General features: G+C 60.7%; 15 protein-coding genes. 2 read left to right on the forward strand and 13 right to left on the reverse strand.

The features are described 5' to 3' along the window. Positions 1–115: 115 nt before the first annotated feature. The 12 genes from AC13QY_RS18990 to AC13QY_RS19045 all read right to left on the reverse strand — a co-directional run bounded on the left by AC13QY_RS18990 (position 116) and on the right by AC13QY_RS19045 (position 12283). Positions 116–1531 carry a sensor histidine kinase gene (locus AC13QY_RS18990; protein WP_113354028.1) on the reverse strand — a complete coding sequence of 472 codons (1416 nt, stop codon included), beginning with the start codon at positions 1529–1531 and terminating at the stop codon, positions 116–118. Continuing rightward, the gene (locus AC13QY_RS18995; RefSeq protein WP_069616091.1) at positions 1528–2286 is read right to left on the reverse strand and encodes a response regulator transcription factor; all 759 of its coding nucleotides are present in this window, start codon (positions 2284–2286) and stop codon (positions 1528–1530) included. Before AC13QY_RS18995 ends, AC13QY_RS18990 begins: the two co-directional genes overlap by 4 nt. Before the next feature lie 104 nt (positions 2287–2390). Next, complete coding sequence (locus tag AC13QY_RS19000) at positions 2391–3947, reverse strand: Do family serine endopeptidase (RefSeq protein ID WP_113330810.1); 1557 nt, start codon at positions 3945–3947, stop codon at positions 2391–2393. Between the two features lie 167 nt (positions 3948–4114). Next, positions 4115–4570 carry a cytochrome c-type biogenesis protein gene (locus AC13QY_RS19005; RefSeq protein WP_488487080.1) on the reverse strand — a complete coding sequence of 152 codons (456 nt, stop codon included), beginning with the start codon at positions 4568–4570 and terminating at the stop codon, positions 4115–4117. Positions 4571–4782: 212 nt separating this feature from the next. Next, positions 4783–6771 (reverse strand): heme lyase CcmF/NrfE family subunit, encoded by a 1989-nt coding sequence (locus AC13QY_RS19010; protein ID WP_488487081.1) that lies wholly within the window; start codon positions 6769–6771, stop codon positions 4783–4785. After that, positions 6768–7217 carry a cytochrome c maturation protein CcmE gene (gene ccmE / locus AC13QY_RS19015; RefSeq protein ID WP_488487082.1) on the reverse strand — a complete coding sequence of 150 codons (450 nt, stop codon included), beginning with the start codon at positions 7215–7217 and terminating at the stop codon, positions 6768–6770. Before ccmE ends, AC13QY_RS19010 begins: the two co-directional genes overlap by 4 nt. Continuing rightward, positions 7214–8356, reverse strand: coding sequence for a c-type cytochrome biogenesis protein CcmI (ccmI, locus tag AC13QY_RS19020; protein WP_488487083.1), 1143 nt, complete (start codon positions 8354–8356; stop codon positions 7214–7216). The genes ccmE and ccmI overlap by 4 nt, the downstream gene beginning before the upstream one ends. Before the next feature lie 95 nt (positions 8357–8451). Then, the gene (locus tag AC13QY_RS19025; protein WP_069616086.1) at positions 8452–8883 is read right to left on the reverse strand and encodes an RT0821/Lpp0805 family surface protein; all 432 of its coding nucleotides are present in this window, start codon (positions 8881–8883) and stop codon (positions 8452–8454) included. A 91-nt stretch (positions 8884–8974) separates the two neighbouring features. Then, entirely contained in the window at positions 8975–10369 is a 1395-nt protein-coding gene (locus tag AC13QY_RS19030; protein WP_488487084.1) for a sensor histidine kinase, read from the reverse strand. Then, positions 10359–11030: a response regulator transcription factor gene (locus AC13QY_RS19035; protein ID WP_113330802.1), complete on the reverse strand. Its 672-nt coding sequence runs from the start codon at positions 11028–11030 to the stop codon at positions 10359–10361. Before AC13QY_RS19035 ends, AC13QY_RS19030 begins: the two co-directional genes overlap by 11 nt. A 123-nt stretch (positions 11031–11153) precedes the next feature. Further along, a complete protein-coding gene (locus AC13QY_RS19040; protein ID WP_075852053.1) occupies positions 11154–11408 on the reverse strand; it encodes a hypothetical protein in 255 nt (84 codons plus the stop codon). A gap of 566 nt (positions 11409–11974) precedes the next feature. Then, positions 11975–12283, reverse strand: a complete 309-nt coding sequence (locus AC13QY_RS19045; protein ID WP_113330801.1) for a Dabb family protein — start codon at positions 12281–12283, stop codon at positions 11975–11977. Between the two features lie 152 nt (positions 12284–12435). Between AC13QY_RS19045 and AC13QY_RS19050 the strand changes: the two genes are divergently transcribed. Beyond that, a complete protein-coding gene (locus AC13QY_RS19050) occupies positions 12436–12765 on the forward strand; it encodes an MmcQ/YjbR family DNA-binding protein (RefSeq protein WP_113354022.1) in 330 nt (109 codons plus the stop codon). Here AC13QY_RS19050 and AC13QY_RS19055 read toward each other — a convergent pair. After that, on the reverse strand, positions 12743–13231 hold the full coding sequence (locus AC13QY_RS19055) for a YcgN family cysteine cluster protein (RefSeq protein ID WP_069616308.1): 489 nt from the start codon (positions 13229–13231) through the stop codon (positions 12743–12745). The two genes, AC13QY_RS19050 and AC13QY_RS19055, sit on opposite strands and share 23 nt — an antisense overlap. 166 nt (positions 13232–13397) lie before the next feature. Between AC13QY_RS19055 and AC13QY_RS19060 the strand changes: the two genes are divergently transcribed. Further along, positions 13398–15617, forward strand: a complete 2220-nt coding sequence (locus tag AC13QY_RS19060) for a transglycosylase domain-containing protein (RefSeq protein WP_113354021.1) — start codon at positions 13398–13400, stop codon at positions 15615–15617. The last annotated feature ends 81 nt before the right edge of the window (positions 15618–15698 follow it).

Below are 15698 nucleotides of genomic sequence, written 5' to 3' on the forward strand. Positions count from 1 at the left end.
CGAAAAGTATGAGCGGTTTTCGGATAACATCATGCTCTACTTCTTTGACGCTAGAGCGGATTCAGATTTCAGGTCGTTTCGACCTAAAATCATCCGGCTCTAGTGCAGGATTAACCTATTGTTTCTGCATGGGGAAGATCATGGTGACCGTTAATCCCTTCGCGTCGGGACTGTCGGGGACCGTATCGGAAAGCTCAAGCCGACCGCCATGCAGCTCCATGACAGCCTCCACCAGTGCAAGGCCGAGGCCTGTTCCCGGCTTCGAGCGGCTTTCGTCCAGACGGAAGAAACGCTTGACCACATCGGCACGTTGATGGGCGGGAATGCCTGGCCCATGATCGGCGACCGCGAGCGTCACGGCGTCGTTGGTGCGCGCCAGCTTGAAGGTGATCGTCTGCTCGCCGTTGCAGCCCGTCGCATATTTGAGGGCATTGTCGATGAGATTGAAGAGTGCCTGACCGATCAGCTCGCGATTGCCCTGAATTTCGACATTCGGCTCGATATCGGCCGTCAGCGTCAGACCCGCCTCTTCTGCGACCGGCTCATAGAGTTCGGCCGTATCGGCGACGATGGAAGAGAGATCGACTTCAGTCATTTCCGCCGCTACCGACCCCGCCTCGACGCGGGAAATCATCAGAAGGGCATTGAAGGTGCGAATCAGCTGATCGGATTCGCCGATAATGCCCTCAAGGGCGACACGACGCCCCTCGCTGTCGGCACTGTCGAGCGCATCGGCGGCCTTGTTGCGCAGGCGCGTCAGCGGCGTCTTGAGGTCATGAGCGATATTGTCGGAGACCTGCCGCAGCCCTTCGTTCAGCTTCTCGATGCGCTCGAGCATCGCATTAAGCGAGGCGGACATGCGGTCGAACTCATCGCCGGAACCACCGACCGGCAGCCGCTGCGAAAGATCGCCCGCCATGATCTTGCGGCTGGCATCCGTCATCCGGTCGATGCGCTTCAATGCGTTGCGGCCGATGCCGAACCAGATGACCAGTGCGCCGAGCCCCATGATAGCCAGCGCCAGCATCAGCGCCTGGCGCACCAGCACGCGGAAGCGCTCGGGCTCGCCGAGGTCGCGGCCGATCAGGATGCGCAAGCCGTTGTCGAGAATGAAAATATTGGCAATTGCCAGATGCCGGCGCTCCGGATCGTTGGAGGCGTCGGTGTAGCGCTCGTAGGAGAAGGGCAACTCCGTCCAGCCGGCTTGGCCGAGCACACCGGGCTGCACGGAGGCGACGTTGCCGGCCAGGATATCGCCCGATGGCCCGGCAATGACATAGAGATTGGCACCCGGCTGACGGGCGCGGCGCTCCATGGTGCGCAGAAGCAGGTTCAGACCGCCGATGTCGTAGGCGCGCTTGACCTGACTGACCTCCTGCTGGACTGCATCGCGGATCTGCCCCGTCAGCAGCCGTTCGGACATGGCCGTGACGTAGAAGACGAGCGTCGCGGCGCAAAGCGAGAAAAGAAGGATGTAGAGGGCGGAAAGGCGGACTGCGGTGGACTTGAAGAGGACGCGGAAGCGGCTCATCCCTCGTCCTTGATCATGTAGCCGGCGCCGCGAATCGTCTTCAGCAGCGGCTGGCTGAAATCCTTCTCGATCTTGGAGCGCAGACGCGAGACATGGACGTCGATGACGTTTGTCTGCGGATCAAAATGATAATCCCAGACATTTTCCAGCAGCATGGTGCGGGTCACGACCTGGCCGGCATTCTTCATCAGATATTCCAGCAGGCGGAATTCGCGCGGCTGCAGCAGGATTTCCTTGCCGCCGCGGCGCACCTCATGCGAGAGGCGGTCCAGTTCCAGATCGCCGACGCGATAAAGAACATCCTGTTCCGGCGTCCCCTTGCGGCGGCCGAGCACTTCGACGCGGGCCAGAAGCTCGCTGAAGGCATAGGGCTTGGGCAGGTAATCGTCGCCGCCGGCGCGCAGGCCGGTGACGCGGTCATCGACCTGACCGAGCGCAGAAAGGATCAGAACCGGCGTGTGCACGCCCTTGCGACGCAATTCGCTTATGACGGAGAGGCCATCGCGGCGCGGCAGCATGCGGTCGATGATGGCGACATCGTAGGTGTTTTCAGTGGCCATGAAGAGACCGCTCTCGCCGTCGCTCGCGTGATCGGCAATGATGCCGGCCTCGCGAAACGCCTTGGTGAGATAAGCCGCCGCTTCGAGATCGTCTTCGATGATCAGAATCTTCATATGGGCGACATTACCTGCCGAGGCTGCCTCGGCACAACCAGAATCGGAGGAATTCACGGCATGTTGGCCAGCGGTTGTCATCTTTCACCTGCCTTGGAGCCAGTCATCTTCGACATGTTCTAAAAAGGAAGCCGCGCAAGCCGTGGCCTGCGCGGCTTCCTGATTCATTTCATTCGCTTAAAGGATCAACCGGCATTGATCGGCAGAGCGACGAAGCGGCTGCCATTGCCGGACTGAATCTGGAACAGGGCGCGCGTGCGTCCATCCTTCTTCGCCTGCTCGATGACCTTGGCGATATCGCCGGCGTTCGAGACCTGCTGGTTGTTGACCGAGGTGATCTTCTCGCCCTCCTTCACGCCCTTGTCGGCGGCATCGGAGTCGGGATCGACCGCGGTGATCGCAACACCCTTGCCATCGTCGGAAGGGCCGACGGTGAGACCGAGGTCAGCCAGCGCCTTCTCGGAGGACGGCTGCTGCGGCTGCTGATCCGGCTGCGAGTCGTCATTAGAAGCCTGGTTCTGATCGGCAGGCAATGTGCCGAGTTCGACCGTGACCGACTGCGACTTGCCGCCGCGCCACAGCGAAACCTCAACCTTGGAGCCTGGCTGCATGGCGCCGATGCGACGAGCGAGATCGCGCGGGTCCTTGACCGGATCGCCATTGACCGCCGTGACGACGTCACCATTCTTGATGCCGGCCTTCTGGCCAGGCGAGCCGTCCTGCGGGGAGACGACCAGAGCGCCGCTTGCTTCGGCAAGGCCGAGCGATTCGGCGATGTCCTTGGTGACGGGCTGGATCTGAACGCCAAGCCAGCCGCGTGAAACCGTGCCGGTCTTGATCAGGTCGGTCACGACGTCCTTGGCGGTGGTCGCCGGGATTGCGAAGGCAATGCCGACGCTGCCGCCTGACTGCGAGAAGATCGCGGTATTGATGCCAACCACCTGGCCGTTGAGGTTGAAGGTCGGGCCACCCGAGTTGCCCTTGTTCACCGGCGCATCGATCTGGATGTAATCGTCATAGGGGCCGGAATGAATGTCACGGCCGCGAGCCGAGACGATACCGGCGGTGACCGTGCCGCCGAGGCCGAAGGGGTTGCCAACGGCAACGACCCAATCGCCGACGCGGACCTTGGAATCATCGGCCCAGCCGACATAGGTGAACTTCTTGCCCTTGGGATCGACCTTCAGGACTGCCAGGTCGGTGCGGCTATCCTTGCCGACGAGCTTGGCGTCAAGCTCGGTGCCGTCATTGAGGACGACGACGAAAGCGGCACCGTCGGAAACGACGTGATTGTTGGTGACGATGTACCCGTCTTCGGAGACGAAGAAGCCGGATCCTTGAGCGACCGGACGCAGGCGACCCTTGTCATCGGAATTCTTCTGCTGGTTCTGACCATGCTGCTGGCCGCGACCCTGCTGCTGCTCGAACTGGCGGAAGAACTTCTTCAACGGGTGATCGTCCGGAAGATCATCGAAGCCGCGGCCGAGACCGAAGGAATCGTCGTCATCGGCAACCGGATTGACACGGGATTCGACGCGGACCGAAACGACGGCCGGCGATACGGCGTCGACCACATTGGCAAAGCTCGGAACCTGCGGCGCCTGAACGTTGACGGCATCGGCATAGGCACCGGTAACGACGGCCGGAACACCCGTTGCCAGGGCAGCAACAGCGAGGCCGGCGACGACGGAAGCCTTCATAGCGGTGCTGCGGGACAAAGTGTCCTTGATATTCCTGAACATATGCGAATTACCTTCTCTTTTCTCGTCAGATTTGCGCCGGCCAAACCGGCTGTGTTGCGCCATAATGAAGATATAGGGCACGGCACCTTACAACGAACTGTCCGCCCCATGAAAAATTCGTAATGTAAGGTATCGGTGCAACATTATGACGAAAGACGACAGTCGGGTCACTTTCCGAGGATATCTTTCAGCTGCGCCTCTTCATCGGCGCTCAAAGCGCTGCCGGTGGGCTCGCCGACGCGGCGGCGCGCGTAAAAGGCAAGGGCCAATCCGCCTGCTACGAAGAGCACGATCGGTGCTCCCCAGAGGATGTATGTCTTCTCGCTCAAGCGCGGCTTGAGCAGCACAAACTCGCCGTAGCGCGAGACGATGTAATCCAGCACCTGCTGATCGCTGTCGCCATCGGTCAGGCGCTTGCGCACCAGCAAGCGCAGGTCCCGCGCAAGATCGGCATTGGAATCATCGATGGATTGATTCTGGCAGACCATGCAGCGCAGCTCCGCCGAGATCGCCCGCGCCCGTGCCTCCAAGGCCGGATCGGACAGGACTTCATCGGGATTGACGGCAAAGGCAGGGGCCGCGGCAAAGAGCAATGCCAGCAACATAAGCAGGCGCGCGAACACCGCTACCTTCTTCCCGGCCCCGCTATTCTTAACACACAATACCCCCTCATCCGCCCCTACGGGGCACCTTCTCCCCGAGGGGAGAAGGGGAAATTGCCGCTGTGGTGCCGGTGTCGCACAAAAGCCAGTCGAGGAAGACTGCAGCGGTTTTCCCTTCTCCCCTCGGGGAGAAGGTGCCCGAAGGGCGGATGAGGGGGTATTGGTCAAACCTATCATTCTGCCGGCTCCATGGCCGGGCGAACTGGTTTCGCCTTGCGGCTCGGTGCACCGACGCGCAGGCGGCGGTCGCTGAGTGATACAAAGCCGCCGAGCGCCATGACCAACGCGCCCATCCAGATGCAAAGAATAAACGGCTTCCACCAGATGCGCACGACCATGCCGCCATCCTTGCTGGCGTCGCCGACCGACACATAGAGCTGGTTGAGGCCGAGCGTGAGAATGCCCGATTCCGTGGTCGCCGTGCGGCTTGCAGTAAAGACGCGTTTGGCGGACGACATCTGGGCAAAGGCAACCCCGCCACGGCTAACGGTGAAGTGGGCGCGATCCTCGGTAAAATTGGGGCCGACGCCCGGCTGCACTCCATCGAAGCGCAAGCTGTAGCCGCCAAGCTCGGCGACCTCGCCCGGCTTCATGCTGGTGATGTGTTCCCCCTCGAAAGTCGTCACAGCGACGATGCCGAGTACGGTGATACCGAGGCCGGCATGGGCTAGCGCGGTGCCGAAGGCAGAGCGAGGCAGCCCGCTCAGGCGGCGCCAGGCGACACCAGCCGCCACCTTGCCGACGCCGGCGCGATACCAAAGATCGGCCAAGGCGCCGAAGGCCAGGAAGAAGCCGGCGGCAAGGCCGAGGGCGGCCAGTATGGGGCCGCCATGCTCGATGTAAAACAGAACAAGGCCAGCCAGGAAGGCTAGGCCTGCCACGAGATAGAGCCTCTGCAGTGCGCCGAGCAGGTCACCGCGCTTCCAGGCGAGCAGCGGCCCGAATGGCACAGCGATGAGGATCGGGGTCATCAACAGCCCGAACGTCATGTTGAAGAAGGGCGGGCCGACAGAAATCTTGTCGCCGGTCAGTGTTTCAAGCGCCAGCGGATAGAGCGTGCCGGTCAAAACCGTGCCACAGGCGACCGTGAGGATCAGGTTGTTCAGCACAAGCGCGCCCTCGCGCGAGATCGGCGCGAACAATCCACCGGAAGCAAGCTTCGGCGCACGCAGCGCAAAAAGCGATAAAGCCCCGCCGATGAAGATCAGGAGAATGCAGAGAATGAAGATACCGCGCGTCGGATCGCTGGCGAAGGAATGGACGGAGGTCAGCACGCCGGAACGCACGAGGAAGGTGCCGAGCAGTGACAGCGAAAACGTCAGGATCGCCAGAAGCACCGTCCAGATCTTCAGGGCGTCGCGCTTTTCCATGACCAGTGCCGAATGCAGCAGGGCCGTGCCGGCAAGCCAGGGCATGAAGGAGGCATTTTCCACCGGATCCCAGAACCACCAGCCGCCCCAGCCGAGCTCGTAATAGGCCCAGTAGGAGCCCATGGCGATGCCGAGCGTCAGGAAGCTCCAGGCGGCGAGCGTCCAAGGCCGGACCCAGCGTGCCCAAGCGGCATCGATGCGACCTTCCAGAAGCGCGGCGACAGCAAAGGAGAAGCAGACGGAGAAGCCGACATAGCCGAGATAGAGCAAGGGCGGATGGATCGCCAAACCGATATCCTGGAGAACGGGATTGAGATCCTTGCCCTCGGCCGGCGCCGGGTTGAGCCGAATGAAGGGATTGGAGGTGAGCAGAATGAAGACAAGGAAGGCCGAGGAGATCCACGACTGTACAGCCAGTACATTGGCGCGCAGTACATCCGGCAGATTGCGCCCGAAGAGCGCGACAAACGCGCTGAACAGGGCCAGGATCAGCAGCCAGAGCATCATCGATCCCTCGTGATTGCCCCAGACGCCGGAGATCTTGAAGATCAGCGGCATCAGCGAATGGGAATTGGCCCAGACATTGAGGACGGAGAAATCGGAGGCGACATAGGCGTAGGTCAGCACGCCGAAGGAGAAGGCGACGAGCAGGAACATGACGATGGAGCCGACCGGGGCGATATCCATCATCGACACGTCCCCGCGCCGGGCACCGACGACAGGCAGGATGGAGACGATCAGCGCGGTCGCGAGCGCCAGCACCAGGGCATAGTGTCCGAGCTCGATGATCATTGGCTGGCCTCCTCGCCTTTCCAGACGCCATCAGCCTTCAGCTTGTCGGCGACCTGCTTCGGCATGTAACGCTCATCATGCTTGGCGAGCACGCTGTCGGCAACGAAAACGTCACTGCCCGGCTCGAACTTGCCTTCGGTGACGACGCCCTGCCCTTCGCGGAACAGGTCCGGCAGGATGCCATCATACTTGACCTTGATCGTATCGGTGCCGTCGGTGACCGAGAATTGAACCTGCGTTCCCCGACCGCGCACGATCGAGCCTTCACCGACGAGGCCGCCGAGGCGGATCAGCGTCCCGGCATTGACCGGTGTCTTGGCGAGATCCGCCGGCATATAGAAATAGGCGACCGACTGGCTGAAGGCGAACAGCACGAGCAACACGGCGGCGGCGATGAAACCCATACCGCCGGCGATCACGGCCAGACGTTTCTGCTTGCGGGTCATTGCTGCGTCACCTCCGTCGGCAGTCCCAATTCCTTCGCCAGCGCCAGAAGCTGCTGGCCCTCTCCTCCATCGGCCGGAAAGGCCGCAAGACCGCGCTTCAATGCATCCGCCGCGCGCTCCCGATCATTCAGCACGGCGTAGGAGCGGATCAACCGCATCCAGCCCTCGAAATTCTTCGGATCTTGCTTGAGCTTGGCATCGAGGCTGTCGACCATGCCGCGGATCATCTGCTGGCGATCGCCGCTGCTCAGCGCATTGGCTGCAGCGACATCCTCCGCGGTCGGATTGCCGGGTGCATTGTCATTGGCGGATGCCATCGCCCGACCGCCATTCTTGATGATATGCTCATTGACCGCGGCAAGCCAGGGTGCGTCGGGCGGCGATTGTTTTGCCAGGGCCTCAAAGGCCGTTTTCGCATCGGCCGCCTTGCCCTCCTGCTCCAGTGCCAGCGCCAGATAGAAAAGCGTGCGCGGATTGGTGGCATCGAGCGCCAGCGATTGCTGCAGCACCTCGCGCGCCTCCGCAGTCACAATGCCATTGGCCTTCACGACCAGCACCTCGCCCAGATCGCCAAGCCGAGCTGCGTTCGGTCCCAGCAGGCGGATGACATTGCGATAGGCAAGCTCGGCGTCGCCGATACGGTTGGTCTTGAAATAGATCGGTGCCAGGACCTCCCAGCCCTTGGCATCATCCGGGTTCTTGGCCAGATGCTGCTCGATCTTGACGATCGAGATGGCGAGATCGTTTCCCGGCTTCTCCAGCCGCGCTTCCAGCGGCTGCGCCGGCAGGCCGGGATCGCCATTGACGAGATAGAGACAGAGACCAACGGCCGGAAGAAGGACGATGATGAAGGCCTGAGCAAGACGGTAACTGCCATGTGCAGGCGATTTCGCTGCCGTCTTTTCGTCCTTGGCGGCAGCGATGAGACGCCGTCCGATTTCGGCGCGGGCATAGTCGGCCTCCTGCGCGGAGATGAGGCCGCTGGCAAGGTCCCGGTCCAGTTCGCTGAGCTGATCACGATAGACCTCGGCCTCTCCGGAACGACGGTCCTCCGCCTCCTTCGCACCACGCAGAAGGGGATAGAGGAGCACAGCGCCGACAACCGCCGTAAGAACGGCCACGAGAATCCAGAACAGCATAGACGCCCAATACTTTAACGGGGCGCTTATTCCAACCGGGAAAGGCCATCTGACGAAGATTTGAGGCGTTTGGCCGCGCCTTTCAGTGCAGACGCCTATTCAAGCGGCGTCCAGGTGCCGTCGTCATTGCGGCAGGCCGCGCCCCTCGCAGTCGTCGGCTTGCCGTCGACCGTGACCGTGTGCGTATATTGCCGGCAATTCTGCGAGCCGACCTGGTAGGGCGCAGCGGGAACAACCTCGCCGCTTGCATTCCTGCCCTTCCATGCCACAGGTTGGCCGAGAGGCGAGGTTTCGAGGGCACGATATTCCGCTTCCAGCGCACGCTGTTTGTCGTTGTCGCTCAGCTTGATGCCGGTGCGCTCGACGATACCACCATCAAGAGCATTGATGAAGGTCGCTGAGGCCGGAGGCTTCGCGGACGAAAACAGGCTCTTGCTGCCCCCCAGGCCGCTTGTCGTCGAGCAACCAGAAAGCGCAAGCGCGGCAAAAAGAGAGGGAATGACCAGAAAAAAGGTACGAAGCTTCATACAACCGAACCAGTATCAAAAAGCAAAACCATAGGTACTGCGCTGCGGCATCATCATGATCCACAACGCCTTTTTGGCATCATGCCGTTCCTCACGCAACATCCTTCGTCAGGCCCGGCAAAATTAGGCTCGCGCGAAGCCCGCCCCAGCTGCCCCGGGAGAGCTCGAAACGGCCTTGATATTCATTCGTAATCTCGCTGACGATCGACAGACCGAGACCGGTGCCGGGCTTGCTCTCGTCCAGTCTGCGCCCGCGTTTCATGGCTTCGCGGATCTGATCCGGCTCCAGCCCTGGGCCGTCGTCTTCAACCACCAGTTCCACCCAATGGCGGCGCGCCGGATCGATACCCTTGACTTCAGCAGGCGCTTCGTTTGCAACCAGACGCACTTTGTGTTCGGCAAAGCGGGCGGCATTTTCGAGGAGATTACCGACCGTCTCCTCGAGATCCTGCTGCTCCATGGCGAGCGCCAGATTGGGCGAGACGGAGAGTTCGAACTCCTTGTCGGTATTCAGCCGCCGCATGACGCGGACCAGCCGCTCCAGCGCCGGCTCGGCTTCGGTGCGCGCCAGCACGGATTCGCGCTGGGCGGCGATGCGGGCACGATTGAGATAGGATTGCACCTGCCCCTGCATGACCTCGGCCTGGTTCTTCACCAGATCGCCATGCGATCGCTCGAGGACACGGGATTCATTCAGAAGAACCGCAATCGGCGTTTTCAGCGAGTGCGCGAGATTACCCACCTGCATGCGGGCGCGCTCGACGATACGCCGGTTGCTGTCGATCAGCGCATTGATCTCATTGGCAAGCGGCAGGATCTCACGCGGAAAATCGCCTTGCAGGCGTTCGCTTTCACCGGCGCGGATGCGTTCCAGCGCGGCCCGCGCCTTATCGAGCGGCTTCAGACCGTAGAGAATGGCAAGCGCATTGACGATCAAGCTTCCGACGCCGAAGCCGACGAGCGCGAAATAGAGGCTGTGGGAGAAATTGCGCACGTCATCTTCAACCACGGCGACATTGCCGGTCACGCGAAACCGAGCCGCATGGTCCGTATCGAACTGGATTTCGGTTTCCGCCACCTGAACGCGATTTCCGAAGGCGTCGGTGACGATATAATAGCGCTCGTAATTCTTATCGAAAGGCGCTTCCAGCACGGATAGAACCGGCAGGTTTGACGCGCCGAGCGACGACGAAACCAAGGGGTTTGACGTATATGTGCCGAGCGGCTCGACTATCCAATACCAGCCGGTCTTCGGCTGTGAGAAACGGAGGTCTCCAAGCTGCGGACTGCCTGACAGCGCACCCTGATCACCGATCGTCACGGAGTTGATGACGTTATAGAGCTGCGCCCGCAACAGATCCTGAAAGCCGCGCTCGGCGTTCTTGCGGTAGATATCGGAGATGACAAGCCCGATCACCACCAGCGCCACCGCCGACCAAAGCGTGGTCAGCAGCAGGACGCGAGCGGTGAGCGACTTAATTCGCATTGGTCGCTGCTTGGATGCGGTAACCAAGGCCACGGACCGTTTCGATCAAATCGACGCCCATCTTCTTGCGAAGGCGTCCGACAAAAACTTCAATCGTATTGGAATCACGGTCGAAATCCTGATCGTACATATGCTCGACCAGTTCGGTGCGTGAGACGACCTCGCCCTTGTGATGCATGAGATAGGCAAGCAGCCGATATTCATGAGACGTAAGCTTGAGCGGCTTGCCGTCCACGGTCGCCTTCGAGCTCTTGGTGTCGAGCCGCACCGGGCCGCAAACGATTTCCGAAGAGGCGTGGCCTGCGGCGCGGCGGATGAGCGCGCGGATGCGGGCAAGCACTTCCTCGACGTGGAAAGGCTTGGCGACATAATCGTCCGCGCCCGCGTCTATGCCTGCCACCTTGTCGCTCCAGCGGTCGCGGGCGGTCAGAATCAGAACGGGCACGGTGCGTCCGGCGCCGCGCCATTTTTCAAGCACGGTGATGCCATCCATTTCAGGCAAGCCGATATCGAGGATGATCGCGTCATAAGGTTCGGTGTCGCCGAGGAAATGCCCCTCTTCGCCATCAAAGGCCGTATCGACCACATAGCCCGCCTCCTTCAAGGCCTCGGCAAGCTGGCGGTTCAAGTTGATATCGTCTTCGACTATGAGAATGCGCATCTCTGAATCCAATTTCCCCGGTTCGAGAAACAGTACTGTAAATCACGCTGCAGTGGAATCACGGAAACAATAAGATTTTGTGTGAGATTCAAGGCTTTAGGTTGGTACCCACATGCCCTGGCATCACATCGGCACCTTCATCGTCACCTTGCGCGGGCGCTGCCCGTTGCCCTGAACGAGAACGGTGATGATGCAGCTGTCGCCGGACGGCTGTGCGGAAAGAAGCTGGCCACCGGTCTTGGCGACGACTTCCTCGGCTGCCTCGCTGCAATCGCTGTTGGCGCGCGCGACCAGGGTCGACGTCGGCGCTGGCGCCGGCAGAACAGACGAGCCGGCCAGGACGAGGGCCGCTGCTGCTATGCTTGAAAATGAGGCCATGCTTCGGACTTCCCACAGGGATATGAACTTGGCCGATTATTTACCCAAACACGTCTGAATGGCAAATGAATGGGCTGTAATTTTCGGCCAGCCGGGCGCAGGGGTCGTCCAGAGGATTTTCTAAGCATTTGAAATTGTTGAATGTGGATCCGCTGCAGCGTGAGGACAGCAACCGTCTGTCGCTTCAGAACGCGGCATCGATACAATCTATCGGCGATATGAGTGGACCGATGCATGCCCGGCTTCGCGAGCACTACGCGCGGAGCCGCCAGCTCAGCCATTTTTAATCATTCTTGCTTATCATCGGTTCATGTCGGCGAGATGAACCGCGCCCTCCCGTGACCAATGCAACTGGCCTGGAGACGCCTTATCGGCATAAGGCGTGATGATTTCCTTGAGTCCTTTGAATCGCTTGCCGCGATTTCCTCTCAAATTGAGTCCGGAGCTTCAAAAGTTGATTCAAGAACCTCAAGCCGAGAATCCGGTCGCGGACAATCCGATTCCGCTTGCATGCTCAATCCATTGAAAGGACTGGCGGGAAATAGTTCTGCCCCCGCGCCCGACATTCAGAAAGGTTCACGGACGGCCGTCGCCGTCTCGTAATCTGCGGCAATGCGCATTTCGCGCAGCGGCCGAACGCGCTCGATGGAGCGCTGGTAATTCGGATGGGCCTTGTAAGCCGCCAATGCCGCCTCGTTGTCGAATTCGCCGTAGACCACAAGATCGACTTCGGTTCCGAGCTGATCGGTCTTGACGTTCGTGCCGATCTCCAAAAGCCGCGCATGCGGAATGGCCGTGAGGATCGAGAGGCCGGAACGGACCTCCTCAAGCTTGGCGCGATCGGGAACGGTAAAGAAGACGATATGACGGATCACGCGGCGGCTCCTTGTGCATATGCGAGGGCACCGCGCGATACCATGTGGACAGGCTCAATTCAATAAACTCACCATCTCGTCGTAGAACCGTTTGATCGCACCCTTTTCAAGCCTCCATTTACTGCATGGAAGGAGATGATACTGTCGCGGCCATGACCGACGAGGAGCTTGCATCCCTCGCCCTCAGCTTGCCTGAAACGGCAGAGGGCTCGCATTTCGGCACCCGTGACTTTCGCGTGCGGGGCAGAATCTTCATGACACTTCGCGGATCGGATTTCTGCGTCGTCAAGCTGACGCCCGATCAGCAGCAGATGGCTTCGGCCATCATGCCAAGGCATGTCGCCGCTGTGCCCGGCAGCTGGGGCCTGAAAGGATGGACGCGACTTTTCCATCGCGATGCCGGAAACGAGGAGATCAAAAGGCTCTTGCGCCAGGCTTGGCGAAATGTAGCGCCGAAATCTATGGCTTTGCCGGAGGATTAGGCATCATGTCATCCTCGACGGTCAGCGGCCAATCGACGACATAATCCTCGAAATCGTCAAGATCGACATCGTTCTCGCTGACGGTGCGCCCTTGGGCGGAAACACCGGCGATATGCACCGTTTCCGGATCACCCGAGATCAGCGGATGCCACCAATAGAGATCGCGGCCCTCATTGACGAGGCGATAGGCGCAGGTGGGCGGCAGCCATTCCAGCTCCGGAACCTTCTCCGGCGTCAGTTGTACGCAGTCGGGCACGAAATCCCAGCGGTTCGGGTAGCTGGTGCAACGACAGCTTTCGCCGTCCATCAGCTTGCAGCGGATCGAGGTGAAATAGACGTCGCCGCTATCCCACTCCTCGAGCTTGTTGAGACAACAGAGGCCACAGCCGTCGCAAAGGCTTTCCCATTCCGACGGGCTCATTTCCGCCAGGGTCTTGCTTTTCCAGAAGGGTATCTCGTCTGTCATCATCGTCGTCCTCGCCACCCGGCAAAGGGAATTCGGGCTGCGGCATGCATGTCTCTTGTTCTTTTCTCTAAATCAACCAATTATTCAATTAGCCGTTCTATGAGATAATGGGCTTTGCGTGTGCCACAAGGAGACACGCGGCAGTAATGTGGTCGGGAAGTAGAGCGTGGAAGACCCATCCAATCCAGAAAACGGGCCGAAGATGGAGCCCGAGACGCCTAAGGATAACGGGGCCGAGAAGCCGCGGCGTCGCAAGCGCTATTTCTTTTTGCGCCTTGATTCATGGATCGACTCCACTTTGTGGAATGCCGGCTTCGGTCTCGCCGAGGCATGGGAGGAGATCACCATCTTCTTCCGCCGCTTCCGCGTTCGCGGCTGGAAACGCGTCTTTTTCGAACTGCTCGGTGAAGGCCTGACGCTGGGGACGGCCGGCTCCGTCGTCATGCTGATGCTCGCCATGCCGGCCTTCGAGGCGACGCAGGGCGACTGGCGCAACCGCGGCAATTTCGCCGTCACCTTCCTCGACCGCTACGGCAACGTCATCGGCCATCGCGGCATCATTCACGAGAATTCCGTGCCGGTAGACCAGCTGCCGGACTATTTCATCAAGGCGGTGCTGGCGACCGAGGACCGGCGCTTCTTCGACCATTTCGGCATCGACGTCATCGGCCTGTTCCGCGCGGTCACCGTCAATGCGCAGGCCGGCGGCGTCGTTCAGGGCGGCTCGACGCTGACGCAGCAGCTTGCCAAGAACATCTTCCTCAGCAATGAGCGCTCCATCGAACGCAAGGTCAAGGAAGCCTTCCTGGCGATCTGGCTCGAGGCCAATCTCTCCAAGAAGGAGATCCTGAGCCTCTATCTCGACCGCACCTATATGGGCGGCGGCACCTTCGGCGCAGCGGCGGCGGCGCAATTCTATTTCGGCAAGAGCATCACTGACGTCAATCTGGCGGAAGCCGCGATGCTCGCCGGCCTCTTCAAGGCGCCGGCAAAATATGCGCCGCACGTCAACCTGCCGGCGGCGCGCGCCCGCGCCAACGACGTGCTGTCCAATCTCGTGCAAAGCGGGCTGATGACCGAGGGACAAGTGATCGCCGCGCGACGCAACCCGGCTTCGGTGGTCGACCGAGCTCAGATCGAATCCCCGGATTATTTCCTCGATTGGGCCTTCGATGAAGTGCAGAGGCTTGCTACGCGGTTCCCCGAGCGCTCGCTGATCGTGCGCACCACCATCGATATGGGGCTGCAGAAGGCGGCGGAGGATTCGGTTCAATCCAGCCTGATGGAGTTCGGCGAGCGCTATAAGGCCAAACAGGGCGCCTCCGTCGTCATCGAAAATGGCGGCGCTGTGCGCGCCATGGTCGGCGGCAGCGACTATGGCGAAAGCCAGTTCAACCGCGCGACCAAGGCGCTGCGCCAGCCCGGTTCGTCCTTCAAGATCTATACCTATTCGGTCGCGATGGAAAACGGCATGACGCCCACCTCCACCATCGTCGATGCGCCGATCAGCTGGGGCAACTGGAGCCCGCATAATTACGAAAACCGCTACGAAGGCAAGGTGACGCTCACCCAGGCGCTGACGCAATCGATCAACACTATCCCCGTGCGGCTTGCCAAGGAGAAATTCGGCATTCAGCCCATCCGCAACATGGCCAAGGCCATGGGCGTGGAAACGCCGATCCGCAACGACAAGACCATTCCGATCGGCACATCGGAAGTAACTGTCCTCGATCAGGCGACGGCCTATGCGGTGTTCCCGGCCAACGGCATGCAGTCGCGCCGCCACGGCATCGAGCAGATCACCGGTTATGACGGCAAGGTGCTCTACGATTTCAACCGGGACGAGGCGCCAGCCAAGCGGGTTTTGAGCGAAAAAGCCACGTCATACATGAACCAGATGCTGACGCAGGTTCCCGTGATCGGCACCGGCCGCAAAGCAGCCCTCGACAACGGCATCGTGGTCGGCGGCAAGACCGGCACCACGCAGGCCTATCGCGACGCCTGGTTCATCGGCTTTACCGGCAACTACACCTGCGCCGTCTGGTTCGGGAATGACGACTATACCTCTACGAACAATATGACGGGCGGCACGCTGCCGGCCATGACCTTCAAGAAGATCATGGATTACGCCAATCAGGGCATCGTGCTGAAGCCGATCCCGGGCATCACCAACCCCTTCCCCGTGCAGAAGCCGCAAACAGTTGCGGCCAAGAAGCCCGCCGACCCCGCCAGTAGCGCCCTGCCGCCGCTGGTGCGCCCGCGCTCGCTTTCAGTAGACTCCACGAATATCCTGCGCGATATCGGCGAAAGGCTGAAGGCGGCGACACCGCTCGGCGCGCAGAAGGTGGCGACGGCGGAGCATCGCAGCATGACTGCGCCTGAGTGACCAACCCTCCCGGAAACTGTACTGCAACGCGAGGCAGGTGACGGCGGCAAACCTGCCGTCGAATTGAAGGATGGAAGCCGG

The organism is Martinezella sp. CNPSo 3795 (assembly GCF_057784475.1).

Coding starts and splice junctions, on each gene's coding strand:
- AC13QY_RS19035 (WP_113330802.1), bottom strand. CDS start 11,030: ATGCGCATTCTCATAGTCGAAGACGATATCAACTTGAACCGCCAGCTT.
- AC13QY_RS19000 (WP_113330810.1), bottom strand. CDS start 3,947: ATGTTCAGGAATATCAAGGACACTTTGTCCCGCAGCACCGCTATGAAG.
- AC13QY_RS19055 (WP_069616308.1), bottom strand. CDS start 13,231: ATGACAGACGAGATACCCTTCTGGAAAAGCAAGACCCTGGCGGAAATG.
- ccmE (WP_488487082.1), bottom strand. CDS start 7,217: ATGACCCGCAAGCAGAAACGTCTGGCCGTGATCGCCGGCGGTATGGGT.
- AC13QY_RS18995 (WP_069616091.1), bottom strand. CDS start 2,286: ATGACAACCGCTGGCCAACATGCCGTGAATTCCTCCGATTCTGGTTGT.
- AC13QY_RS19030 (WP_488487084.1), bottom strand. CDS start 10,369: ATGCGAATTAAGTCGCTCACCGCTCGCGTCCTGCTGCTGACCACGCTT.
- AC13QY_RS19010 (WP_488487081.1), bottom strand. CDS start 6,771: ATGATCATCGAGCTCGGACACTATGCCCTGGTGCTGGCGCTCGCGACC.
- ccmI (WP_488487083.1), bottom strand. CDS start 8,356: ATGCTGTTCTGGATTCTCGTGGCCGTTCTTACGGCGGTTGTCGGCGCT.
- AC13QY_RS19040 (WP_075852053.1), bottom strand. CDS start 11,408: ATGGCCTCATTTTCAAGCATAGCAGCAGCGGCCCTCGTCCTGGCCGGC.
- AC13QY_RS19050 (WP_113354022.1), top strand. CDS start 12,436: ATGACCGACGAGGAGCTTGCATCCCTCGCCCTCAGCTTGCCTGAAACG.
- AC13QY_RS18990 (WP_113354028.1), bottom strand. CDS start 1,531: ATGAGCCGCTTCCGCGTCCTCTTCAAGTCCACCGCAGTCCGCCTTTCC.
- AC13QY_RS19025 (WP_069616086.1), bottom strand. CDS start 8,883: ATGAAGCTTCGTACCTTTTTTCTGGTCATTCCCTCTCTTTTTGCCGCG.